This is a genomic window from Fusobacterium sp., from assembly GCF_029258315.1.
Lineage (GTDB): Bacteria > Fusobacteriota > Fusobacteriia > Fusobacteriales > Fusobacteriaceae > Fusobacterium_B.
This window is the reverse complement of sequence record NZ_JARHZE010000063.1, coordinates 20,812-43,123: the sequence shown is the minus strand read 5'-3', so window position 1 is coordinate 43,123 and position 22,312 is coordinate 20,812. Positions and strand designations below refer to the sequence as shown.

At 29.5% G+C, this 22,312-nt stretch carries 24 protein-coding genes, 1 tRNA gene and 1 other annotated feature; all 25 genes read left to right on the top strand.

The genetic code is table 11. From position 1 onward, the window contains the following. The first annotated feature begins 174 nt into the window (after positions 1-174). The 25 genes from ruvB to rpoB all read left to right on the top strand — a co-directional run bounded on the left by ruvB (position 175) and on the right by rpoB (position 22,259). Positions 175-1,164, top strand: a complete 990-nt coding sequence (gene ruvB / locus Q1J48_RS05015) for a Holliday junction branch migration DNA helicase RuvB (RefSeq protein ID WP_300327918.1) — start codon at positions 175-177, stop codon at positions 1,162-1,164. A gap of 6 nt (positions 1,165-1,170) precedes the next feature. Then, positions 1,171-1,593, top strand: coding sequence for an RrF2 family transcriptional regulator (locus Q1J48_RS05010; RefSeq protein ID WP_300327920.1), 423 nt, complete (start codon positions 1,171-1,173; stop codon positions 1,591-1,593). 14 nt (positions 1,594-1,607) lie between these two features. After that, on the top strand, positions 1,608-2,321 hold the full coding sequence (locus Q1J48_RS05005) for an RsmE family RNA methyltransferase (protein ID WP_300361644.1): 714 nt from the start codon (positions 1,608-1,610) through the stop codon (positions 2,319-2,321). Beyond that, positions 2,308-3,615, top strand: a complete 1,308-nt coding sequence (gene mtaB, locus Q1J48_RS05000) for a tRNA (N(6)-L-threonylcarbamoyladenosine(37)-C(2))-methylthiotransferase MtaB (protein ID WP_300361642.1) — start codon at positions 2,308-2,310, stop codon at positions 3,613-3,615. The genes Q1J48_RS05005 and mtaB overlap by 14 nt, the downstream gene beginning before the upstream one ends. Then, positions 3,605-4,588 (top strand): LytR C-terminal domain-containing protein, encoded by a 984-nt coding sequence (locus Q1J48_RS04995; protein WP_300327926.1) that lies wholly within the window; start codon positions 3,605-3,607, stop codon positions 4,586-4,588. The genes mtaB and Q1J48_RS04995 overlap by 11 nt, the downstream gene beginning before the upstream one ends. A 26-nt stretch (positions 4,589-4,614) precedes the next feature. Further along, positions 4,615-6,399, top strand: coding sequence for a ribonuclease J (locus Q1J48_RS04990; RefSeq protein WP_300361640.1), 1,785 nt, complete (start codon positions 4,615-4,617; stop codon positions 6,397-6,399). Positions 6,400-6,439: 40 nt separating this feature from the next. Next, on the top strand, positions 6,440-6,745 hold the full coding sequence (yhbY, locus tag Q1J48_RS04985; protein ID WP_300327930.1) for a ribosome assembly RNA-binding protein YhbY: 306 nt from the start codon (positions 6,440-6,442) through the stop codon (positions 6,743-6,745). A 29-nt stretch (positions 6,746-6,774) separates the two neighbouring features. Continuing rightward, positions 6,775-7,236: a divergent PAP2 family protein gene (locus Q1J48_RS04980; RefSeq protein ID WP_300327932.1), complete on the top strand. Its 462-nt coding sequence runs from the start codon at positions 6,775-6,777 to the stop codon at positions 7,234-7,236. A gap of 18 nt (positions 7,237-7,254) precedes the next feature. Continuing rightward, on the top strand, positions 7,255-9,042 hold the full coding sequence (dxs, locus tag Q1J48_RS04975) for a 1-deoxy-D-xylulose-5-phosphate synthase (protein WP_300361638.1): 1,788 nt from the start codon (positions 7,255-7,257) through the stop codon (positions 9,040-9,042). Beyond that, positions 9,042-9,908, top strand: coding sequence for an HD domain-containing protein (locus Q1J48_RS04970; RefSeq protein ID WP_300327936.1), 867 nt, complete (start codon positions 9,042-9,044; stop codon positions 9,906-9,908). The genes dxs and Q1J48_RS04970 overlap by 1 nt, the downstream gene beginning before the upstream one ends. Continuing rightward, on the top strand, positions 9,892-10,683 hold the full coding sequence (locus Q1J48_RS04965) for a TlyA family RNA methyltransferase (RefSeq protein WP_300327938.1): 792 nt from the start codon (positions 9,892-9,894) through the stop codon (positions 10,681-10,683). The genes Q1J48_RS04970 and Q1J48_RS04965 overlap by 17 nt, the downstream gene beginning before the upstream one ends. 13 nt (positions 10,684-10,696) lie before the next feature. Then, positions 10,697-11,980, top strand: coding sequence for a S41 family peptidase (locus tag Q1J48_RS04960; protein ID WP_300361636.1), 1,284 nt, complete (start codon positions 10,697-10,699; stop codon positions 11,978-11,980). 10 nt (positions 11,981-11,990) lie between these two features. Further along, entirely contained in the window at positions 11,991-12,713 is a 723-nt protein-coding gene (rsmI, locus tag Q1J48_RS04955) for a 16S rRNA (cytidine(1402)-2'-O)-methyltransferase (protein WP_300327942.1), read from the top strand. A gap of 5 nt (positions 12,714-12,718) precedes the next feature. Beyond that, positions 12,719-13,603 (top strand): ribosome biogenesis GTPase YlqF, encoded by an 885-nt coding sequence (gene ylqF / locus Q1J48_RS04950; protein ID WP_300327944.1) that lies wholly within the window; start codon positions 12,719-12,721, stop codon positions 13,601-13,603. Positions 13,604-13,643: 40 nt separating this feature from the next. After that, complete coding sequence (locus Q1J48_RS04945; protein ID WP_498040967.1) at positions 13,644-14,396, top strand: NAD+ synthase; 753 nt, start codon at positions 13,644-13,646, stop codon at positions 14,394-14,396. A 15-nt stretch (positions 14,397-14,411) separates the two neighbouring features. Next, positions 14,412-14,792, top strand: a complete 381-nt coding sequence (locus tag Q1J48_RS04940; protein WP_300327949.1) for a hypothetical protein — start codon at positions 14,412-14,414, stop codon at positions 14,790-14,792. Positions 14,793-14,965: 173 nt separating this feature from the next. Next, complete coding sequence (gene rpmG, locus Q1J48_RS04935; RefSeq protein ID WP_300327952.1) at positions 14,966-15,133, top strand: 50S ribosomal protein L33; 168 nt, start codon at positions 14,966-14,968, stop codon at positions 15,131-15,133. A 36-nt stretch (positions 15,134-15,169) separates the two neighbouring features. Next, positions 15,170-15,245, top strand: a tRNA-Trp gene (locus Q1J48_RS04930). A gap of 33 nt (positions 15,246-15,278) precedes the next feature. Beyond that, on the top strand, positions 15,279-15,464 hold the full coding sequence (gene secE, locus Q1J48_RS04925) for a preprotein translocase subunit SecE (RefSeq protein ID WP_300327955.1): 186 nt from the start codon (positions 15,279-15,281) through the stop codon (positions 15,462-15,464). Position 15,465: 1 nt separating this feature from the next. Next, positions 15,466-16,071 carry a transcription termination/antitermination protein NusG gene (gene nusG / locus Q1J48_RS04920; RefSeq protein ID WP_300361633.1) on the top strand — a complete coding sequence of 202 codons (606 nt, stop codon included), beginning with the start codon at positions 15,466-15,468 and terminating at the stop codon, positions 16,069-16,071. Between the two features lie 67 nt (positions 16,072-16,138). After that, positions 16,139-16,564: a 50S ribosomal protein L11 gene (gene rplK / locus Q1J48_RS04915; protein ID WP_300327960.1), complete on the top strand. Its 426-nt coding sequence runs from the start codon at positions 16,139-16,141 to the stop codon at positions 16,562-16,564. 69 nt (positions 16,565-16,633) lie between these two features. Then, a complete protein-coding gene (gene rplA / locus Q1J48_RS04910; protein ID WP_300327963.1) occupies positions 16,634-17,341 on the top strand; it encodes a 50S ribosomal protein L1 in 708 nt (235 codons plus the stop codon). 63 nt (positions 17,342-17,404) lie between these two features. Continuing rightward, positions 17,405-17,550, top strand: a sequence feature (ribosomal protein L10 leader region). 16 nt (positions 17,551-17,566) lie between these two features. Further along, positions 17,567-18,073, top strand: a complete 507-nt coding sequence (gene rplJ / locus Q1J48_RS04905) for a 50S ribosomal protein L10 (RefSeq protein ID WP_300327966.1) — start codon at positions 17,567-17,569, stop codon at positions 18,071-18,073. Between the two features lie 60 nt (positions 18,074-18,133). Then, the gene (gene rplL / locus Q1J48_RS04900) at positions 18,134-18,502 is read left to right on the top strand and encodes a 50S ribosomal protein L7/L12 (protein ID WP_300327969.1); all 369 of its coding nucleotides are present in this window, start codon (positions 18,134-18,136) and stop codon (positions 18,500-18,502) included. 181 nt (positions 18,503-18,683) lie between these two features. Continuing rightward, positions 18,684-22,259: a DNA-directed RNA polymerase subunit beta gene (rpoB, locus tag Q1J48_RS04895; protein ID WP_300361630.1), complete on the top strand. Its 3,576-nt coding sequence runs from the start codon at positions 18,684-18,686 to the stop codon at positions 22,257-22,259. The last annotated feature ends 53 nt before the right edge of the window (positions 22,260-22,312 follow it).

Below are 22,312 nucleotides of genomic sequence, written 5' to 3'. Positions count from 1 at the left end.
AGAAATTTTTATAAAAGTTTCTGTATTTTTTATTGAAAAAATATTATAAGATAACAATAATAAAATAATATTATATAGAATAGTGTTTTTTTTAGAAAAAACTTTTAAAAAAATATTATAAATGATATAATATTTTATAAAATAAGTAAGGAATTTTTTGTAAAGAGGTAAGTCGTGGATAGAGTGGTTACAGATAAAGAATTAGGAAATGAAGTAGAAACTCAAAGAACTCTTAGACCTAAAAAATTTGATGAATATATAGGACAATCTACCTTAAAAGAAAAAATGAAAATTTTCATAGAAGCTGCTAAAAGAAGAGGAGGATGTGTAGATCATATTCTACTTTATGGACCTCCAGGACTTGGAAAAACTACTCTTGCTGGAGTAATCGCAAACGAAATGGGAGTTAATTTAAAAATAACTTCAGGACCAGTTTTGGATAAAGCAGGGGATTTAGCAGCTATTTTAACATCTTTAGAAGAAAATGATATTTTGTTTATAGATGAAATTCATAGATTAAATACTTCTGTTGAAGAGATTTTATATCCAGCTATGGAGGATGGAGAACTAGATATAATAATAGGAAAAGGGCCTTCAGCAAAATCAATTAGAATAGAATTACCACCTTTTACTTTAATTGGAGCAACAACAAGAGCTGGACTTTTAAGTTCACCACTTAGAGATAGATTTGGCGTGACTCATAGAATGGAATATTATTCAAATGAAGATTTAGTAAATATTCTTATGAGAGGGGCCAGTGTATTACAGGTAGAACTAAATAGAGAGGGGGCTCTAGAAATAGCTATGAGAAGTAGAGGGACTCCAAGAATAGCTAATAGATTTCTAAAGAGGATTCGTGATTATGCAGAAATAAAAGGAAATGGAATTATAACTAAGAGTATAGTTATGGATTCTTTAAGACTTTTAGGTGTAGATGAAAATGGATTGGATGAATTAGATAGAGGAATAATAGTTTCTATGTTAGAAAATTATAATGGTGGACCTGTTGGAATAGAGACATTATCACTTTTATTGGGAGAAGACAGAAGAACAATAGAAGAGGTATATGAACCATACTTAGTACAAATAGGTTATATAAAAAGAACACCAAGAGGTAGGGTAGTAACAGAGAAAGGAAGAGAACATTTTAAGATTAAGGAGTAAAGAAATATGAAAATTAACACAAAAGTTAGATATGGTTTAAAAGCTTTGGTGTATATTGTTGAAGAAAGTTTAAAAGGGAAGATGGTAAGAATAAAAGAGATATCTGAAAAAGAAGATATTTCTATACAATATTTAGAACAGATTCTAAATAAATTAAAAAATGAAAATATAATTGAAGGAAAAAGAGGACCAAACGGAGGATATAGATTTATAGCTGATCCTAAGGAAATAAATTTATATAGAATTTACAAGATATTAGATGATGATGATAAGATAATAAATTGTAACGAAAATGTTAAAGAAACAAAAGATTGTGCTGATGAAGGTTGTGTTGGAAGTTGTATTTGGAATAGACTAGATAGTGCTATGAAAGAAATATTAAGATCAACAACTTTAGATGATCTATTAAAAAATAAAGATATTATATAGATTGTGGAGATAAAATGATAACAGTAGTAATCGAAGAGAAAAATATAGAATTAGATAAGATTAGAATAGTTGATAAAAATGATATCAATCATTTAAAAAATTCTTTTAGAGTAAAAGAAGATGATGTAATAAGAGCTGTTGATGGAAAATCGGAGTATCTTTGTAAAGTAATAGAAGTTGAAAAGAAAGAGATAGTTTTAGAGATAATTGAAGAAAAAAAATCTGAAGAAGATAAGGTTGAGATTGTAGCAGGAATTTCTGTTATAAAAAATGATAAGATGGAACTTACTATACAAAAACTTACAGAGATAGGAGTGGATAGAATAATTCCATTAGAAACAAAAAGAACAGTTGTAAAATTAAATGAAAAAAAAGATAAGTGGGATGTAATTTCAAGAGAAGCAGTTAAGCAATGTCAAAGAACAAAATTTATGAAAATAGATAATTTAGTAAAAATAAATAAAGTAGATTTTTCAGAATTTGATTTAATAATAGTGCCATATGAATGCGAAAAAGATTCAAGTTTAAAAAATCTTTTTAAAAATTTAAAAAATATTCCTAGAAAAATACTTTATATCATTGGGCCTGAGGGTGGTTTTGATGTGACAGAGATTGAATATTTAAAAACTTTAGAAAATACTAATATTGTTACTTTGGGAAAAAATATTTTAAGAGCTGAAACTGCTGCTATTGTAGTAGGAGGAGTATTAGTTAATGAATTTAAATAAAAAAGTTGCTTTTTATACTTTAGGATGTAAGGTTAATCAATATGAAACTGAAAGTTTAAAAACAAAGCTTGTAAATTTAGGGTATGAGGATGTTAGTTTTGATGGTTATTCAGATTTTTATATTGTAAACTCTTGTACTGTTACATCAATTGCAGATAAAAAGACAAGAAATATATTGAGAAGAGCAAAGAAACACAATCCTAATGGAAAAGTTATAGTAACAGGATGTTATGCTCAAACAAACGGAGAGGAACTTTTAAATATAGAAGAGGTTGACTATGTTGTAGGAAACACAAATAAGGAAGATATAATACCTCTTGTTGAAAAGTTAAAAATGGGAGAAACAAATCATCTTTTAGTTTCTGATATATTTAAAGAAACAGAATATAAAGAGCTTGAGTTTTCAACATTGAGAGAGATGTCAAGAGCTTATATAAAAATACAGGATGGATGTAATAACTTTTGTTCCTATTGTAAAATTCCTTTTGGAAGGGGAAAAAGTAGATCTAGAAATTTTGAAAATATAATTTCCGAAGCTAATAAATTAGCAGAAGAGGGATACAAAGAGATTATATTGATAGGGATAAATATTGGAGATTATGGAAAAGATTTAGAAGAAAATATAATCTTTGAAGATTTATTAGAAGAACTATCAAAAATAGAAAAAATTACAAGAATAAGAATTGGATCTATCTATCCAGATAGAATAGATGAGAGATTTATAAAAGTTATGAGAAATAAAAAGGTAATGCCACATCTACATATATCATTACAATCTTGTGATGATACAGTTTTAAAAGCTATGAGAAGAAACTATGGAGTTTCGTTAATAAAAGAAAGATTGGAAAAATTAAGAAGAGAAGTTGATGATATACAATATACAGCTGATGTAATAGTTGGTTTTCCTGGTGAAACAAGAGAAATGTATGAAAATACAAAAAAAGTTGTACAAGAAATAGGTTTCTCATCTCTACATGTGTTCCCATATTCAGAAAGAGAAAAAACTCTTGCAGCTACATTCAATAATCAAGTTCCAATGCAAGAAAGAAGAGAGAGAGTTCTTGATTTAGAAAAAGCCCAAGAAAAATGTTCTGAAGATGTGAGAAAAAAATATATAGGGAAAGATTTAACAGTTTTAATAGAAGAAAAGAAAAATAATGGTTATTTTGGATATAGTGAAAACTACCTTAGAGTAAAAATTTTGGATAAAGAAAACATTGAATTAAAAACAAATGATGAAATAAAAGTAAAAATAATATCTATTGAAAAGGAGCTGTTAATAGGTGAATTATAAAAAAAGATTGGTTAGGTTAAAATATATTATAAGTGGGGCATCATTACTTACTATTTTTATAGGAACATTAATTTATATAATGTTAGGAGAAAATAGAGATACAGAAAATATGACTAGATACATGCTAGTAGGTAAAAAAAATGTATTTCTAGTTTATGAAGATAAACTGGCTATTGAAATTCCTTTTGAGATACAACTTGATAAAGAGAAAACTTTAGGAGATTTAATAGAAGTGAGCAACTATAAAGAGGCTTTAAATGATATAAATTATATTTTTCCAGAAAAAATAAAAGATTATAAAGTTTTAAAATATGGAGAAGTTAATTTACCAGTAAAAGTTTCAACAAAAATTCCAGAAGTTGTAGTGGATGATAAAAGATATATTTTAACATCAAGTATTGAGAAGTTATTTGAAAATTTTTATAATAATGGAGAAAAAGGAAATATTGAAAATAGTAAGGTGGTAGTAGATATACTTAATGCCAATGGAAAAGCTGGATACGCCAGAAAAACAGGAGATAAATTAAAAAAAGAACTAGGTGTTAAATATAATGCGGCAAATTATGAAACAAATATAAATGAAAGTTATATTATTATTAATGATTTAAATAAAAAACAGACAGAAGATGTTATAATGACTGTTAATGAAAAATATTTTAAAATTAGAGAAGATGCAACAATACCAACTTTAGCTAATGTAATAATAGTTCTTGGAAAAGAAGATAAAAAAATATATGATATAGATGTAGTGGGGGTAACAGAAAAAGCAGCAGAATATATGCAAACTTTAAGTAAAGATGGATATATTGGTTTAAAAAGAGTAAAAACTAAAGCTAAAGATAAACCAAGTCAAGTTTCTTACAATAAGGAAGATTATTTTGTGGCATATAAGATTGCTAAAAAATTGGGAATTGAAAATATGAAAGAGGAGAAACTAACTAAGAATAAAATAGTTGTATCAACTGGTGAGTAATCAAATAAAGATAAGAGGAAAGAAAAATGATATTTAAAAGAAAAAAAAATAGCTCTTTTGATCAAAAAGAGAAGAAAGGAACAGAAAAGTTAGAAAATAAAAAAGAAATAGTAGTAAAAAAAGAAGTGGTAAAAGAAGCAACAAAAGAGGAGAAAATGTATGTTATTCCTTTAGGTGGATTAGATGAAGTTGGAAAAAATATGAGTTTGGTTCAATATAGGGATGAAATAATAATAATAGACTGTGGATTAGGTTTTCCAGGAGAAGGTCTTTTAGGAATAGATGCAGTAATCCCAGATTTTTCTTATGTAGAAAATAATAAAAATAAAATAAAAGGATTATTTGTTACTCATGGACATGAGGATCATATTGGGGCTATTCCATACTTATATCAAAAAATAGATAAAGAAGTTTCTATTTTTTCAGGAAAATTAACTTTAGCATTGATTGAATCAAAGTTTGAAAATTTTAAAATAAAAGATATGCCAAAATTAAGAGAAGTAAAAAATAGATCAAAGGTAAAAATTGGAAAATATTTTAATGTTGAATTTATAAGAATAACTCACTCAATAGCTGATTCTTATGCGATTCATGTAACAACTCCAGCAGGAAATGTTTTATTTACAGGAGACTTTAAAATAGATTTCACTCCAGTTGATGGACAGTCAAGTGATTTAGCAAGATTTGCTCAAATAGGAGAAAAAGGTGTAGATTTACTTTTATCTGATTCGACTAATGCAGAAGCGGAGGGGTTTACTCCATCAGAAAAAACAGTTGGAGAAGCGTTTCAAATAGAATTTGCTAAGGCGAAAGGAAGAATAATTATAGCAGCTTTTGCTTCGCATATTCATAGACTACAACAAATCATTGAAATATCAGAATCGTATGGAAGAAAAATTGCTGTTGATGGAAGAAGCCTTGTAAAAGTATTTGAGATTGCATCAAATATGGGATATCTAAAGATAAAGAAAGACACAATAATTCCTTTATCTGAAGTAGATAATCAAAAAGATAATAAAGTTGTCATTCTATGTACTGGAACTCAAGGAGAACCAATGGCTTCACTATCAAGAATAGCATCAAATATACACAAACATACTAGAGTAAAAGAGGGAGATACTGTTATAATTTCAGCTACTCCAATTCCAGGAAATGAAAAAGCAGTTTCAAAAAATATAAATAATTTGTTAAAATATGAGGCTGAGGTAATATTTAAAAAAGTAGCAGGAATTCACGTATCAGGACATGGATCTAAGATAGAGCAAGAATTAATGTTTAATTTAGTTAAACCAAAATATTTTATACCAGTTCATGGGGAATATAAGATGTTAAAAGCTCACATAGATACAGCTTTAAAGGTTGGAATTCCAAAAGCAAATACTTTATTAGCACTAAATGGAAATAAGATAGAAATTGCAAAAAGTGGAGTTAAATTAAAAGGAAAAGTAAGTGCAGGAGCTACATTTATAGATGGGTTAGGAGTTGGAGATATAGGACAAACTGTCTTAAGAGATAGACAACAACTTTCTCAAGATGGAGTTATTATAGTTGGATTTACTTTAGATAAATTAACTAAAAAAATACTTTCTGGTCCAGAAATCATTACTAGAGGATTCACATATTCAAAAGAATCAGATGAGTTGATAAAAGGTGTGATAGAACACATAAATTTAAAATTAGAAAAAATTGAAAGAGAAGGTCTTATGGACTGGCAGCCTATTAAAAATATAACAAAAGAGGCAGTAGCTAAGTATGTATATAGTAAGACAAAGAGAAATCCAGTAATTCTTCCAATTATATTGGAAGTTTAATAAATTAAAATAAAATAGAAATTAAAGGAGAAAAAATTAAATGAATAGTAGAGAGAGAGAATTTTTAAGAAAAAAAGCCCACGAGTTAGATCCAATTGTTAGAGTTGGAAAAGAAGGGTATACAGATAATTTAGGACAAAGTATTTTAGATGCAATAGCTTCTAGAGAATTAATAAAAGTAAAAATGTTACAATCAGTTGAAATTGATAAAAGAGAGTTAGCTAGTATAATAGAGGAGAAAACTGGTTGTGAAGTTGTTGGAGTAATAGGAAAAACAATAATTTTATATAAAGAAAATAAAGAAAATCCAAAAGTTTCTTTAGAGTTAAAAGATAGTTTAAGATAGAAAAGAACAATTAGATAGAGGGTGGAAATATGAATGAGGGTATTATTTTTAATAATAGAATACTAGATATTACTTTTATAGCATGGTTTTTAGCTCAATTTTACAAGGTTCTTGAAACAATTTTTGTAGAAAAGGGTTTTAATCTAAAAAGATTTTTTGAAACAGGTGGAATGCCTAGCTCTCATTCATCAACAGTTTCTTGTTTAACAACATGTATTGGAATTGTCTATGGAACAAATACCCCTTATTTTGCCATAGCCATAGTGTTTTCTGGAATTACAATGTATGATGCTGCTGGAATACGAAGAGCAGCAGGAAAACAAGCTAGAGTAGTAAATAGAATGGTAGAAGAATTGGCTCAAAGACTTGGTCAAAGATTTAATGATGAAAAAAAATTAAAAGAGCTGTTAGGACATACTCCATTTGAAGTTTTGATAGGAGCAATATTGGGAGTAATAATAGCTTTTTTATTTAAAGATTATTTAATATAAAAAAGATTGGGGCGAATTATGGATTTAAGTAATTTTAGTATAGAGGAATTGAAGAAACTGTGTGTTGATGTAAGAAAAAAGATAATAGATGTCGTTTTAAAAAATGGAGGACATTTAGCTTCAAATTTAGGAATTGTTGAGTTAACAGTAGCTTTAAGGAAAGTTTTTAAAGATGAAGATACAGATGTTCTATTTGATGTAGGGCATCAATCTTATGTATATAAGATATTAACAGATAGAGAAGATAGATTTGAGACATTAAGGACTTTAGGTGGTATAGGTCCTTTTTGTGATCCCAAGGAAAGTTCCTATGACCATTTTATAAGTGGACATGCAGGAAGTGCACTATCTGCAGGAGTAGGATTAGCAATTGGAGATCCTCAAAAAAGAGTGATAGTTATTGTAGGGGATGCTTCTATTGCAAACGGTCATTCACTAGAAGCTTTAAACAATATGGGAAATATAAAGAATATAGTAGTTATTTTAAATGATAATGAAATGTCTATTGGAAAGAATGTAGGAATTCTTTCAAAATTTTTCAGTAAAATGATTTTAAGCAAGGCCTATATGAGTATCAGAAAAGATATAAAAAATATAATAAATAGAGGCCACTTTGGAAGAAAAATATCAAATGCTATAAGAAGAGCGGAGTATTCAGTAAAAAACTTTTTTTTACCAGTAAGTATATCTGAAAATTTAGGTTTTAAATATTTTGGTGTTATTGATGGTCATAATATGGAGGAACTACTTTCTGTATTTGAAAAAATAAAAGCAGAAGAGGGACCTATATTTATACATGTAAAAACAAAAAAAGGAAAAGGGTATAAGCCTGCCGAAGAAGAAAAAGAAAAATTTCATGGAGTTAGTCCACTAAATACGAATAAAGTAAGTAAAAAAATTTATTCTGATGTTGTAGGAGAAACTTTGGTTGAAATGGCAAAAGAGGATAAAGATATTTATGCTATTTCTGCTGGAATGGTTAAGGGGACTGGGTTAAAAAGTTTTTTTGAAGAAAATCCTTTGAGAAGTTTTGATATTGGAATAGCCGAAGGACATGGAATAACTTTTGCTGGAGGTTTGGCAAAAAGAAATAAAAAGCCGTATTTTGCCGTTTATTCTACTTTTTTACAAAGAGGTGTTGGACAGCTTATTCATGATATTTCTTTACAAAATTTACCAATTAAACTACTCATTGATAGAGCAGGAATAGTTGGAGAGGATGGAAAGACACATAATGGACTATACGATATCTCTTTATTTATAACTTTACCAAATTTTTTATTGGTATCACCTACTACCGAAAAAGAATTAAAAGAGGTATTAAAATTATCAGCAAACTTATCTCAACCAATAGCTATAAGATATAGTAAAGAGGAAATTTTTAATTTAGAAGAAGATGAGAAATTTGAAATAGGTAAGTGGAAAGAAATAAAAAAAGGTAAAAACAATTTATTTATTTGTACAGGAAGTATGTTAAAAGAGGTATTATCAGTTGAAGATTTATTAAAAGAAAGAAAAATTGATGGAACAATAGTAAGTGCTGCATCTATTTGTCCAATGGATTTTGATTATATAAAAAATGAGTTTTCAAAATATGAGAATATTTTTGTTTTAGAAGAGGCTTATCAAGTAAGCGGTTTCGGAAGTGAAATTTTAAATTATTTAAACGATATAGGAATAAATAAAAAAATAAATAAGATAGGTATAGAAACAGGAGAAATCCCTCATGGAAAAAGAGGAGAGCTAATGGAAAAATATGGACTCAGAGGGGTGTCTTTGGTAGAAAGAATAGAAGGGAAACTTTAATGTTAGAAGTTGATAAAAAAATAAAAATATTTTTGGAAGAATTATTGAATGAAGAGGTTATTAAAGATCTTGAAAATTATAATGATCAGGGTGTAAAGATAACAGCACATACATATGATGTTTTTATTCTTTCAGTTAATGAGATAAAAAAAATATATTCTAATCTTTTTAAAGCAAGTGAGGAGATAGATCTTTTTTCCATAGTGGTAGGGACAATAGTTCATGATTTGAGTAAAGGGAGTTTAAGAAAACAAGAGGAAGGACTTTCTCACTCTCAAGTTATGCTGAGAAACCCAGATTATGTTGTAAAGGAAACTGAAAATCTTTTAGAAAAAATAGAAGAGAAAACAGGGCTTAAATTAAAAAATTCAGTGAGAAAAAATATAATTCATATAGTTGTTTCTCATCATGGAAAATGGGGAAAAATAAATCCAAGCACAAAAGAAGCTCATCTCGTTCATTGGGCTGATATGTATTCGGCAAAATATCATAGGATAAATCCTGTAGAGGCTAACGGAATACTAAAAGGATTTGAAAAAGGAGAATCTCTTATAGAGGTAAGTAAGAGATATAAATGCACAACAGGAATTATAAAAGATAGATTAAAAAAATCTAAACAAGAATTAAAATTAGGTTCGACAAAACAACTTTTAAATTATTTTCGTAAAAATAAAAAAGTTCCAATAGGTGATGAATTTTTTTCAAAAAGAATAATTGAGACAGAGAAATTAATAAGATCTGTTGAAAAGAAAGGATTTAAAAATCTAATTCTTGGAAATGAGATTTTAAAATATTTAGATGAAAATAAAATTTTTGAATTTGAAGATAGAAATCTAAAAGGAGATACTGATGAAAAAAAGGATTGATGAACTTTTAGTTGAGTATGGTTTTTATCCAGATGTAGATAAAGCTAAAAGGGCAGTGATGGCTGGGATAGTTTTGGTTAATGATACAAAAGTTGAAAAGCCAGGAACTTTTATAAAAATAGATGAAGAAAAAGAGTTGAATATAAGAGTGAAAGGAAAAGAGTCTAAATATGTTAGTAGAGGTGGATTGAAATTAGAAAAGGCTATAAATGTGTTTGGACTTGATTTTCAAAATAAAAAAGTTTTAGATGTAGGAGCATCTACAGGAGGATTTACTCATTGTGCTCTTTTAAATGGAGCTGTTCATGTATATTCTGTTGATGTAGGAACAAATCAACTAGATTGGAGTCTAAGAAGTGATGAAAGAGTTACCTCTTTAGAAAATAAACACATAAAAGATTTAACTTTGGAAGAAATAGATAATTCAAATATAGATTATATAGTCATGGACGTATCCTTTATATCAATAACAAGCATATTTTCTTCTTTAAATAAATTTTTTGGAAAAGATACAAAACTGATGGCACTAATAAAACCACAATTTGAAGTTACAAAAGAGATGATAGAAAAAGGTGGAATAGTAAGAAATAAAGAATATCATATTTATGCTATCAATAGAGTTTTAGAAAGTGCTAAAAAGAATGGATTTTATTTAGAGTTTTTAGATGTTTCTCCTATAAAAGGTGGAAAAGGAAATACAGAGTATATATCATTATTTAGCAAAAATGAAGTTGAAAAAGATATTAATATACAAAGAGTAGTTGATGGGGTATAAATTGGGAGGAAGAATGTTTAGAAAAGATGTAAAAAAAGTAGGAATGTTATTAGCACTAACTCTTTTTTCTGCAACGGTATCAGCTAAAGAAGAAAAAACAGGTTTTATGAATAATATAAAACAGTTAAAAGAAATTTCTGATGTGATGGATGTTATTCAAGAAAATTTTGTTGGAGATAAAAAATTAGATAAAACAATTCTTATGCAAGGAGCATTAAAGGGAATGATAGAAACTTTAGATGATCCTCATTCAAATTATTTTTCTCAAAAAGGAATGGAAGATTTAGAGGGACAGATGAAGGGAGAATATTCAGGAGTAGGAATGATCATTAGAAAAGGATCTAATGAACCAGTTACTGTTGAACTTCTTATAGAGGGAGCTCCAGCTTTTAATGCAGGAATTAGACCAAATGATAAAATCTTATATATTGATGGAAAAAGTACTTATGATATAGAACTAGAAGAAGCCTCAAGACTTTTAAAAGGAAAAACAGGAACAGAGGTTAAATTAAAAATTTATAGAGAATCAGAAAAAAAAGACAGAGAAATTGTTTTAAAAAGAGCTGATATTAAATTAGAAAATGTTAGAAGTAAGATGTTAGATAATAAAGTAGGATATATAAAACTAACTCAATTTGCTGAAAATGTTGATAAAGAAGTAGCAAGAGAATTAGAAAAATTATTAAATCAAGGAATGGAAGGATTAATTCTTGATTTAAGAAACAACCCTGGAGGAATAATAGGTCAAGCTGTAAGTATATCTTCAATGTTTATAAAAGAAGGGGTAATAGTAAGTGAAAGACCTAAAAAAGGTGAAGAGGTCTTTTCGTATAGAGAAGGTAAATATTATGGAGATTTTCCATTGGTTGTTTTAATAAATGAAGGAAGTGCTTCTGCTTCTGAAATTGTTTCAGGAGCAATAAGAGATTATAAGAGAGGACTTCTTATAGGAGAAAAAAGTTTTGGAAAGGGAAGTGTTCAAGTATTAATACCTTTACCAGATAAAGATGGAGTAAAATTAACTATTGCAAAATACTATACACCAAAAGGTGAAAATATTCACGGTATAGGAATAAAACCAGATATTTTAGTAGAAGAGAAAGATGATTATTTATTCTATGATGGTTTTGTAACAAACATAGATGATAAAGCTCAGGAAGCAAGTAAAGAAAAATTATTAACATCAATAGTTGGTGAAAAAGAAGCTAAAAAACTTATAAAAAAAGAGGATAAACAATTAAAAACTGCAGAAGCAGCTATTATTTCGATGATACAAGAAAGAAAAAATAAAAAATAAGGGGTAAAAAATGCTTTATATAGTTGCAACACCTATTGGAAATCTTGAGGATATTACCTTAAGAGCTATAAGAATATTAAAAGAAGTAGATTATGTTTTTGCTGAAGATACTAGAGTTACAAAAAAACTTTTAAATCATTTAGAGATTGAAACTACAATTTATAGATATGATGAACATACAAAACAACATCAAGTAGAAAATATAGTGAATTTGCTAAAAGAGGGGAAAAATATTGCATTGGTAACCGATGCAGGAACTCCTTGTATATCAGATCCAGGTTATGAGGTTGTAGATGAGGCTTTAAAAAATGATATAAAAGTAGTTCCTATTCCAGGAGTCAGTGCTATGACAGCGGCAGCTTCTGTGGCTGGAGTATCTATGAGAAGATTTGTGTTTGAAGGGTTTCTTCCAAAGAAAAAAGGAAGACAAACACTTTTAAAATCTTTTTCAGATGAAAAAAGAACAATAATGTTTTTTGAATCGCCTCATAGAGTAGTTAGAACTTTAAAAGATATTGAAGAGTTCATAGGAGAAAGAGAGGTTGTACTTATAAGAGAGATTACCAAAATCTATGAAGAAATAGTAAGAGGTACAACAAAAGAATTGATAGAAAAATTAGATAACAAAACTCTGAAAGGAGAATATGTTATTATAGTAAGAGGAAATGAAGTAGAAGAGAAAAAAGAAAAAGTAAATAAATATGCAAAAGATATAGAGGAAGAAGAGGAGTAAAAAATATGTCAATGACAAGAATAAACTGGTATCCTGGTCATATGAAAAAGACAAAAGATATGATAAAGGAAAATATGCCTTTGATAGATATTGTTTTAGAGGTTGTAGATGCTCGTATACCAATATCAAGTAGAAATCCAGACATTTCCACTTTTGCAAAAGGCAAAAAAAGAATAATAGTAATAAATAAAGCTGATTTAGTAGATAAAGAAGAAATAAATAAGTGGAGAAATTATTTCATAAATCATAAAGATGCTGATGAGGTTCTTGAACTAAGTGCTGAAACAGGATTTAATATGAAAAAGCTTTATTCTATAATAGATAAGGTGTCAGCAGAAAAAAAAGAAAGACTTATGAAAAAAGGTCTAAGAAAAGTTAATACAAGATTGATGGTAGCAGGGATTCCTAACGTTGGAAAATCAAGACTTATAAATAGAATAGTTGGAAAGAATAGTGCTGGTGTAGGAAACATGCCAGGATATACTAAAGGAAAACAATGGGTTAGAATAAAAGAAGGTTTAGAACTTTTAGATACTCCAGGAATTTTATGGCCAAAATTTGAAGATGAAAGAGTAGGATTCAATCTTGCTATATCAGGAGCAATAAAAGATGATATTTTACCAATAGATGATGTCGCTTGTAAATTTATAGAAAAAATTATATCTTATGGATTAAAAGACAACTTAAAAGAGAGATATAAATTATTAGATGAAGATTTTGAAGGTGTAGCAGGTAATGTTCTAGAAAATATAGCTCTTAGAATGAGAATGATTCAAAAAGGTGGAAATCTTAATATTCACCAAGCTACATTAACTTTATTAAGAGATTATAGAAGTGGTAAAATAGGAAAATTTGGTTTAGATAGAGAACTTTTAGAGGGAGAGGAGTAAGATAATGAAATCTGAAATTTATAATGAACTTACTTCTAATATGAAAGAATTAGAAGAAAAATTAGTAAATTTTGTAAGAGAAGAGACAGCTAAAAGAGGGTTTAAAAAAGTAATTTTAGGACTTTCTGGAGGAATAGATTCAGCTTTGGTAGCTTTTATAGCTGCAAAAGCCATGGGGCCAGAAAATGTTTACACAGTTATGATGCCGTATAAAACATCAAGTAAAGAAAGTGTAGAGCATGCTGAATTGGTAGTAAAAGCTTCAGGAATAAATTCTAAAAAGGTAGAGATAACACCAATGGTTGATGGATACTTTGGAATGGAAGGAGAAGCTTCAGGTCTTAGAAGAGGGAATTATATGTCAAGAACTAGAATGTGTGTTTTATTTGACAATTCTGCTAAAGAGAATGCAATAGTTATGGGAACCTCAAATAAAACAGAATTATTATTAGGATATGGAACGCAATTTGGTGATATGGCAAGCGGAATAAATCCAATAGGAGAATTATTAAAAGTTCAGGTTTGGGAACTATCAAGATACATGGGAGTACCAAGAGAAGTAATAGATAAAAAACCAAGTGCTGACTTATGGGAAGGACAAACAGACGAGGCTGAATTAGGATTTTCTTATGAAATGGCTGATGAAATTTTGTATCATTTAATATATAAAAATAATACAAAAGAAGAGATAAAAGCTAAAGGATATGATGAAAAAATAGTTGATACTATTTTTAGTAGAATTGCTAGAAATCAATATAAGAGAGAGATGCCGACAATAGCTAAAATTAGATAAAAAAGGAGTAGTAATATGGATGCCAATCAAGAAAATTTATTACAAGAATTAGAAGCCTTTCAAAAAGAAAAAGAAAAAATACAAAAGATAGTTGGAAAAATAGGTGGAAAAAACGATGTATATAGTAAAAGAGTAAATATTTTGCTTATTTCTATGATAGTTGTATTGCTTTTTATGGGGGGAGTATTAAGAAAAATTTCCTTAGAAGTATCCATTTACTTTGCTATTCTTTTTGGTATTATAAAAATAATATGGCTAATTTATGAAATGAAGAGAACAAATCATTTTCAATATTGGATACTAAACTCAATAGAAGTTAGGGTAAATGAAATGAATGTTAAAATAAGAAATATTGAGAAAAAATTAAAGGAAAATGAAGTAAAAAAAGATGAATAATTAAAATTTCCCTAATTTTTAGGGAAATTTTAAAAAAATAAAAAAAATATATTGACAAGAGACGAGATATAGTGTATAATTATCAATGTCTTAATAAACTAGAATCATAAAGAACTCTATTACCATACTCATATGGAGTAGTATGGGAGGATTAAGAATTATCCGATAAACAAATGGAGGTGTATGAATTGAGAGTAAATATTCAATTAGAATGTACAGAATGTAAAAGAAGAAACTACAGTACTTCAAAAAACAAAAAGAACACTACTGAGAGATTAGAGTTAAATAAGTATTGTAAATGGTGTGGAAAAGAAACTCTACACAAAGAAACTAAAAAATAGTAAGTAAAAAATAAGTTAAAATAGTTATCAACATGCAGGTCAATGGCTCAATTGGTAGAGCATCGGTCTCCAAAACCGAGGGCTGGGGGTTCGAGTCCCTCTTGACCTGCCATTTTTATGAAAAAATAAAAAGGGTGGAAAAACTATGAAGTTGTTAAAAGATGTTAAAATGGAATACTCAAAGGTTGAGTGGCCTAGAAAGAAACAAGTAATACATGCTACTGTATGGGTTGCTGTAATGAGTGTTGCGTTGAGCATATATTTAGGAGTTTTTGATATAGTTGTTTTAGGACTTTTGAAGAGACTTGTATCTCTATTTGGAGGACAATAAGATGAATACAGTTTTAGAAAAAAAATGGTTTATGATCCATACTTATTCTGGATATGAAAAAAAAGTAAAAACTGATTTGGAGCAAAAAATAGAAACTTTAGGAATGAATGAAATTGTTACTAAAATATTAGTGCCTGAAGAGCAATCTGTTGAGCTTAGAAGAGGTAAGAAAAAAACAATAAGCAGAAAATTATTCCCAGGATATGTAATGCTAGAAATGGTAGCTACTAGAGAAGAAAGTGAGAATGGAATTAATTACAGTGTTGATTCTGACGCTTGGTATGTAGTTAGAAATACAAATGGTGTTACAGGATTTGTTGGAGTTGGATCAGATCCTATACCTATGGAAGAAGAAGAAGTAGAAAATATCTTTAGAGTAATAGGTTATAGTGAAGAAAATAGTGAAAAAGAAGATGCAGAATTAGTTGCAGTGGACTTTGCAGTTGGAGATTATGTAATAATTGAGGCTGAAGGATTTGTTGGGCAAAGAGGAAAAGTTGCTGAAATTAATTTAGAAAATAGAAAAGTTAAAGTAATGATGGATATGTTTGGACGTATGACACCAATCGAAGCTAACATTACTGATGTTAAGAAGGAAGAAGATTAATCAAAGGGATTAATCAAGTGGGAGAAAAATCATTAGGACCACACATTTTGGAGGTGTAATATTAGGAATGGCAAAAGAAGTTATTAAAGTTATAAAATTACAATTACCAGCAGGAAAAGCAAACCCTGCACCACCAGTTGGACCAGCTTTAGGACAACACGGTGTTAACATAATGGAATTCTGTAAAGCATTTAATGCTAAATCTCAAGATAAAGCAGGATGGATTATACCAGTTGAAATATCTGTTTACAATGACAGATCATTCACATTTATAATGAAAACTCCACCAGCATCTGACTTATTAAAGAAAGCAGCTGGAACAAGCAAAGGAGCAGGAAACTCTAAAAAAGAAGTTGCTGGAACTATCAATACAGCTAAATTAAGAGAAATTGCTGAAACAAAAATGCCTGACTTAAACGCAGGATCAGTTGAAGCAGCAATGAGAATATTAGCAGGATCTGCAAGATCTATGGGAATAAAAGTAGTAGATTAATTAAAAGCGATTTTTGATATATATAGTGGTAGGATAAATTCCATTGACCACAGAGGAGGAAGTAAATAAATGGCAAAACATAGAGGAAAAAAATACTTAGAAGCTGCTAAGTTAGTAGATAGTACAAAATTATATGAAGTTAAAGAAGCTTTAGAAACAGTTGTTAAAACAAGAACTGCTAACTTCTTAGAAACAGTTGAAGTTGCATTAAGATTAGGAGTAGACCCTAGACATGCAAGTCAACAAATAAGAGGAACAGTTGTTTTACCTCACGGAACTGGAAAAAGCGTTAAAATATTAGCAATCACTCAAGGTGAAAACATAAACAAAGCATTAGAAGCTGGAGCTGACTATGCTGGAGCTGAAGAATACATCGAGAAAATCCAACAAGGTTGGTTAGACTTCGACTTAGTAATCGCTACTCCAGATATGATGCCTAAATTAGGAAGACTTGGAAAAATATTAGGAACTAAAGGATTAATGCCTAACCCTAAATCAGGAACAGTTACTCCTAATATCGCAGGAGCAGTTGCTGAATTCAAAAAAGGTAAATTAGCATTCAGAGTAGACAAATTAGGATCTATTCACGTACCAATCGGAAAAGCTGATTTCTCTGATGAAAAAATATATGAAAACTTTAAAGCATTTATGGCAGAAATCGTAAGATTAAAACCAGCTGATGCAAAAGGACAATATTTAAGAACTGTAGCTGTTTCATTAACTATGGGACCTGGAGTAAAAATGGATCCAGTTTTAGTAGCTAAAGAAATAGGATAATAAATAATAAAATTTTTCTTGATTTTTTTAGAAAAATATATTATAATAGATTGTTGGATAAAATTAAATAATAAATCCATACTAAAGACAGTAGGTGGCTTAGCCGTAAACCCTACCGAGGTTGGAATCAGGTATTCATAAACCTCAATGGAAAAATACAGCCTCCGTCTCTAGTGATAACTTAGTTGCGGGGGTATTTTTTAAAAAAAGAGGAGGTGACTTGGAATGGCAAATCAAGCTAAAGTAGAAGCAGTAGCAGTGTTAGTTGAAAAAATTAAAAGAGCGCAATCTATCGTATTAGTAGATTATGAAGGAATAAAAGTTAAAGAGGAAACTCAATTGAGAAAATCTTTAAGAGAAGCTGGTGGAGAATATCTAGTAGCTAAAAACAGATTATTCAAAATAGCTCTTAAAGAAGCTGGAGTTGAGGATTCTTTTGATGATATATTAGAAGGTACTACATCTTTCGCATTCGGATATGATGATATCGTTGCACCAGCTAAAATAATGAACGAAGTAGCAAAAGCAAACGCTAAAGCTAAAATATTCAATATCAAAGGTGGATATTTAACAGGAAAAAGAGTTAGCGAAGCTGATGTTGTTGCATTAGCATCTTTACCATCAAGAGAGCAATTATTATCTATGGTGTTAAACGGAATGTTAGGACCAGTAAGAAAACTTGCTTATGGTTTAGTAGCAGTAGCAGACAAAAAAGAAGGTTCTGCTGAATAATTTAAAAAATAAAAATAAAAAATAAATCATATTATTGTAAAAATTTAAGGAGGAAAATAAATGGCATTTGATAAACAACAATTTATCGCTGACTTAGAAGCTATGTCAGTTTTAGAATTAAGAGAATTAGTATCTGCTTTAGAAGAGCACTTTGGAGTAACTGCAGCAGCACCAGTAGCAGTAGCAGCAGCAGGAACAGGAGCAGCTGAAGTTGAAGAGAAAACTGAATTTGATGTAATATTAAAATCAGCTGGAGACAAAAAAATCGGAGTTATTAAAGAAATCAGAGGAATCACTGGATTAGGATTAAAAGAAGCTAAAGAATTAGCTGACAACGGTGGAACTATAAAAGAAGGAGCATCTAAAGAAGAAGCTGAAGAAATCAAAGCTAAATTAGAAGCTGCTGGAGCAACAGTAGAAGTTAAATAGTTCTTTAAACTGAAAGTTTGTACAGAACAAAAAGAAATAGGCACTCCAACTGAGTGCCTATTTTAGTCATCTATAATAGTTGTAATTTAATTTGTAGTAGTTAATACTTAATCTTTTGAAACTAAGAAAGTTATTTTCAAAAGGTTAGGTATTGACATTAAAATTGAAGGAGTGTGAGTAAATGGGGAAACTCGTTGAAAGATTTAATTTTGGAAAAATAAAAGAAAGAGGAGAAATGCCTCATTTTTTAGAATTTCAATTAAATTCTTATGAAGATTTTATTCAATCAAGAATTAGTCCATTATCAAGAGAAAATAAAGGATTAGAATCTGCTTTTAGAGAAATATTTCCAATAGAATCTTCAAATGGAGATATTCGTTTAGATTATATCTCATATGAATTACATGATGCTGAGCCACCTTTAAATAATGAATTAGAGTGTAAAAAAAGAGGAAAAACATATTCAGCTTCATTAAAAGTTAGACTAAGACTAACTAACAAAAAAAGTGGAAATGAAATTCAAGAGAGTCTAGTTTACTTTGGAGAGATACCTCTAATGACTCCAAGAGGAACATTCATTATCAACGGAGCAGAAAGAGTAGTTGTATCTCAATTACATAGATCTCCTGGAGTTTCTTTTGACAAAGAAGTTAATCTACAAATCGGAAAAGACCTTTTTATAGGAAAAATTATTCCATACAAAGGAACATGGCTAGAGTTTGAAACTGATAAAAATGACTTTTTAAATGTTAAGATTGACAGAAAGAAAAAGGTATTAGCTACTGTATTCTTAAAAGCTATAGAATTTTTTGATAACAATCAAGAAATAATGGAAGAGTTTTTAGAAACAAAAGAATTGGATTTAACAACTTATTATGGAAATTATAAAAATTCTGAAGAACTTTTAGAAAATTTAAGACAAGAAATAGAAGGATGCTTCTTAAAAGAAGATATTGTTAATGAAGAAGATGGAGAGTTTATAGGAGAAGCTGGTAGCCTTATCACAGTTGAAACTATATTAGGACTTATTGAGAAAAAAGTAACAAATATAGTTTACTATAAAGTATCACCAAAAGAGAAAATATTAGCAAATACAATATTAAATGATGATACTGAAACAAAAGAAGAGGCAGTAACTGAGGTATTTAAAAAATTAAGACCTGGTGATTTAGTAACTGTTGAATCAGCAAGATCATTAATAAGACAAATGTTCTTTAATCCACAAAGATATGATCTAGAGCCAGTTGGAAGATATAAATTAAATAAGAGATTAGGAATTGATGTTGATTCTAATGAAATTCTTTTAACAAAAGAAGATATTAGAAGAACAATAGAAGTTATAATGGACTTATTTAATGGTGAAGGTCAAACAGATGATATTGACAACTTATGTAACAGAAGAATAAGAGGAGTTGGAGAACTTCTATTAATGCAAATAAGAGCAGGACTTGCTAAAATGTCAAAAATGGTAAGAGAAAAAATGACAATACAAGATTCTGAAACTTTATCATCACAATCTTTATTAAATACAAGACCATTAAACGCATTAATATTAGATTTCTTTGGATCTGGACAGTTATCACAGTTCATGGACCAATCAAACCCATTAGCTGAGTTAACACATAAAAGAAGAATTTCTGCATTAGGACCTGGAGGACTTTCTAGAGAAAGAGCAGGATTCGAAGTTAGAGACGTACACGACTCTCACTATGGAAGAGTTTGTCCAATAGAAACTCCAGAGGGACCAAATATAGGACTTATCGGATCTTTAGCTACATATGCTAAGGTAAATGAATATGGATTTATGGAAACTCCATATGTAAAAGTTGAAAATGGAATTGTAAACTTTGATAAAATAGATTATTTAGCAGCAGATGAAGAAGATGGATTATTCATCGCCCAAGCTGACTCTAAATTTGATGAAAATGGAAAACTTATTGGAAATGTAACTTGTAGATTTGGTCATGAGATATTACAAGTTGAGGGAGAAAAAGTTGATTATATAGATGTTTCTCCTAAACAAGTTGTATCTGTATCAGCAGGACTTATTCCATTCCTTGAACACGACGACGCTAACCGTGCACTAATGGGATCAAACATGCAAAGACAAGCAGTACCATTATTAAGAACAGAAGCTCCTTATGTAGGAACAGGTATAGAGAGAAAAGTTGCTATTGACTCTGGAGCAGTAGTTATAAGTGAAGTGTCAGGAGTAGTTACATATGTAGATGCTCATTTAATAAAAGTTATGTCAGATGAAGGAATTGAAGTAACTCATACTTTATTAAACTATGAAAGATCAAACCAAGCAATGTGTTTACATCAAAAACCAATTGTTGATTTAGGAGAAAGAGTTGAAAAAGGTGCAGTTATAGCTGATGGACCTGCAACAAAGGGTGGAGATTTAGCACTTGGAAGAAATATTCTTATGGCATTCATGCCTTGGGAAGGATATAACTACGAGGACGCGATCTTAATATCTGATAGATTAAGAAAAGAAGATGTATTTACATCTATACATATAGAAGAATATGAAATTGAAGCTAGAAATACAAAATTAGGTGACGAAGAAATAACAAGAGAGATTCCTAACGTTTCAGAAGAAGCTTTAAGAAATCTAGATGCTAATGGTATCATAATAGTAGGATCTGAAGTAGAAGCTGGAGATATTCTTGTTGGAAAAACAGCTCCTAAAGGAGAAACAGAGCCACCTGCAGAAGAAAAATTATTAAGAGCTATCTTTGGAGAAAAAGCTAGAGATGTAAGAGATACATCACTTAGAATGCCTCATGGTTCAAAAGGAACTGTAGTAGAAGTATTAGAGCTTTCGAGAGAAAACGGTGATGACTTAAAAGCTGGTGTAAACAAAGTTATTAGAATTTTCGTTGCTGAAAAGAGAAAAATAACAGTTGGAGATAAGATGTCAGGACGTCACGGAAACAAAGGGGTTGTTTCAAGAGTATTACCTGCAGAGGATATGCCATTCTTAGCAGATGGAACACACTTAGACGTTGTTCTTAACCCACTAGGAGTGCCTTCTCGTATGAATATCGGACAGGTATTAGAGGTTCACTTAGGACTAGCTTTACAAAAAATACCTAATAAAGATGAAAGATACATAGCAACACCAGTATTTGATGGAGCTACTGAGGATGAAATAAAAGATCGTTTAGAAAAATCAGGATATCCTAGAAGTGGTAAAGTAACACTTTACGATGGAAGAACAGGAGATCCATTTGATAATAAAGTTACTGTTGGTATAATGTATATGTTAAAATTACACCACCTAGTAGAAGACAAAATGCACGCTAGAGCAATTGGACCATACTCATTAGTAACTCAACAACCTCTAGGAGGAAAAGCTCAATTTGGAGGACAAAGACTTGGAGAAATGGAGGTTTGGGCTCTAGAAGCTTATGGAGCATCAAATATACTTCAAGAGATGTTAACTGTAAAATCAGATGACATAAATGGAAGAACAAAAACTTATGAAGCTATCGTAAAAGGTGAAGAGATGCCAGAAGCTGATCTACCTGAATCATTTAAAGTATTGTTAAAAGAATTCCAAGCAATAGCTTTAGACATTGAATTATTTGATAAAGATGGAAATATAATCAATGTTGATGAAGATTATAATAAAGAAGAAACAATAACAGAATTTTCATTAGGAGCTCCAGCATTTGGAGAGGAAATAGAATTAGAAGATGATTCTGATGAAGGTTTAGATGATGATTTATCATTTGGAGATGACGAGTAATAAATTATCTTGATTTTATAATTATAAAGTGTAAAAACTTTATCTCGATTAAG

Excerpts from the sequence above, each read along its gene's own strand:
- yhbY (WP_300327930.1), top strand. The coding sequence starts at position 6,440 with ATGAATAGTAGAGAGAGAGAATTTTTAAGAAAAAAAGCCCACGAGTTA.
- rplJ (WP_300327966.1), top strand. The coding sequence starts at position 17,567 with ATGGCAAATCAAGCTAAAGTAGAAGCAGTAGCAGTGTTAGTTGAAAAA.
- Q1J48_RS04960 (WP_300361636.1), top strand. The coding sequence starts at position 10,697 with ATGTTTAGAAAAGATGTAAAAAAAGTAGGAATGTTATTAGCACTAACT.
- rpoB (WP_300361630.1), top strand. The coding sequence starts at position 18,684 with ATGGGGAAACTCGTTGAAAGATTTAATTTTGGAAAAATAAAAGAAAGA.
- Q1J48_RS04940 (WP_300327949.1), top strand. The coding sequence starts at position 14,412 with ATGGATGCCAATCAAGAAAATTTATTACAAGAATTAGAAGCCTTTCAA.
- rpmG (WP_300327952.1), top strand. The coding sequence starts at position 14,966 with ATGGAGGTGTATGAATTGAGAGTAAATATTCAATTAGAATGTACAGAA.
- secE (WP_300327955.1), top strand. The coding sequence starts at position 15,279 with ATGAAGTTGTTAAAAGATGTTAAAATGGAATACTCAAAGGTTGAGTGG.
- dxs (WP_300361638.1), top strand. The coding sequence starts at position 7,255 with ATGGATTTAAGTAATTTTAGTATAGAGGAATTGAAGAAACTGTGTGTT.
- nusG (WP_300361633.1), top strand. The coding sequence starts at position 15,466 with ATGAATACAGTTTTAGAAAAAAAATGGTTTATGATCCATACTTATTCT.
- Q1J48_RS04990 (WP_300361640.1), top strand. The coding sequence starts at position 4,615 with ATGATATTTAAAAGAAAAAAAAATAGCTCTTTTGATCAAAAAGAGAAG.
- Q1J48_RS04970 (WP_300327936.1), top strand. The coding sequence starts at position 9,042 with ATGTTAGAAGTTGATAAAAAAATAAAAATATTTTTGGAAGAATTATTG.
- mtaB (WP_300361642.1), top strand. The coding sequence starts at position 2,308 with ATGAATTTAAATAAAAAAGTTGCTTTTTATACTTTAGGATGTAAGGTT.
- Q1J48_RS04945 (WP_498040967.1), top strand. The coding sequence starts at position 13,644 with ATGAAAGAATTAGAAGAAAAATTAGTAAATTTTGTAAGAGAAGAGACA.
- Q1J48_RS04980 (WP_300327932.1), top strand. The coding sequence starts at position 6,775 with ATGAATGAGGGTATTATTTTTAATAATAGAATACTAGATATTACTTTT.
- ylqF (WP_300327944.1), top strand. The coding sequence starts at position 12,719 with ATGTCAATGACAAGAATAAACTGGTATCCTGGTCATATGAAAAAGACA.
- Q1J48_RS05010 (WP_300327920.1), top strand. The coding sequence starts at position 1,171 with ATGAAAATTAACACAAAAGTTAGATATGGTTTAAAAGCTTTGGTGTAT.
- rsmI (WP_300327942.1), top strand. The coding sequence starts at position 11,991 with ATGCTTTATATAGTTGCAACACCTATTGGAAATCTTGAGGATATTACC.
- Q1J48_RS05005 (WP_300361644.1), top strand. The coding sequence starts at position 1,608 with ATGATAACAGTAGTAATCGAAGAGAAAAATATAGAATTAGATAAGATT.
- Q1J48_RS04965 (WP_300327938.1), top strand. The coding sequence starts at position 9,892 with ATGAAAAAAAGGATTGATGAACTTTTAGTTGAGTATGGTTTTTATCCA.
- rplA (WP_300327963.1), top strand. The coding sequence starts at position 16,634 with ATGGCAAAACATAGAGGAAAAAAATACTTAGAAGCTGCTAAGTTAGTA.
- rplK (WP_300327960.1), top strand. The coding sequence starts at position 16,139 with ATGGCAAAAGAAGTTATTAAAGTTATAAAATTACAATTACCAGCAGGA.
- rplL (WP_300327969.1), top strand. The coding sequence starts at position 18,134 with ATGGCATTTGATAAACAACAATTTATCGCTGACTTAGAAGCTATGTCA.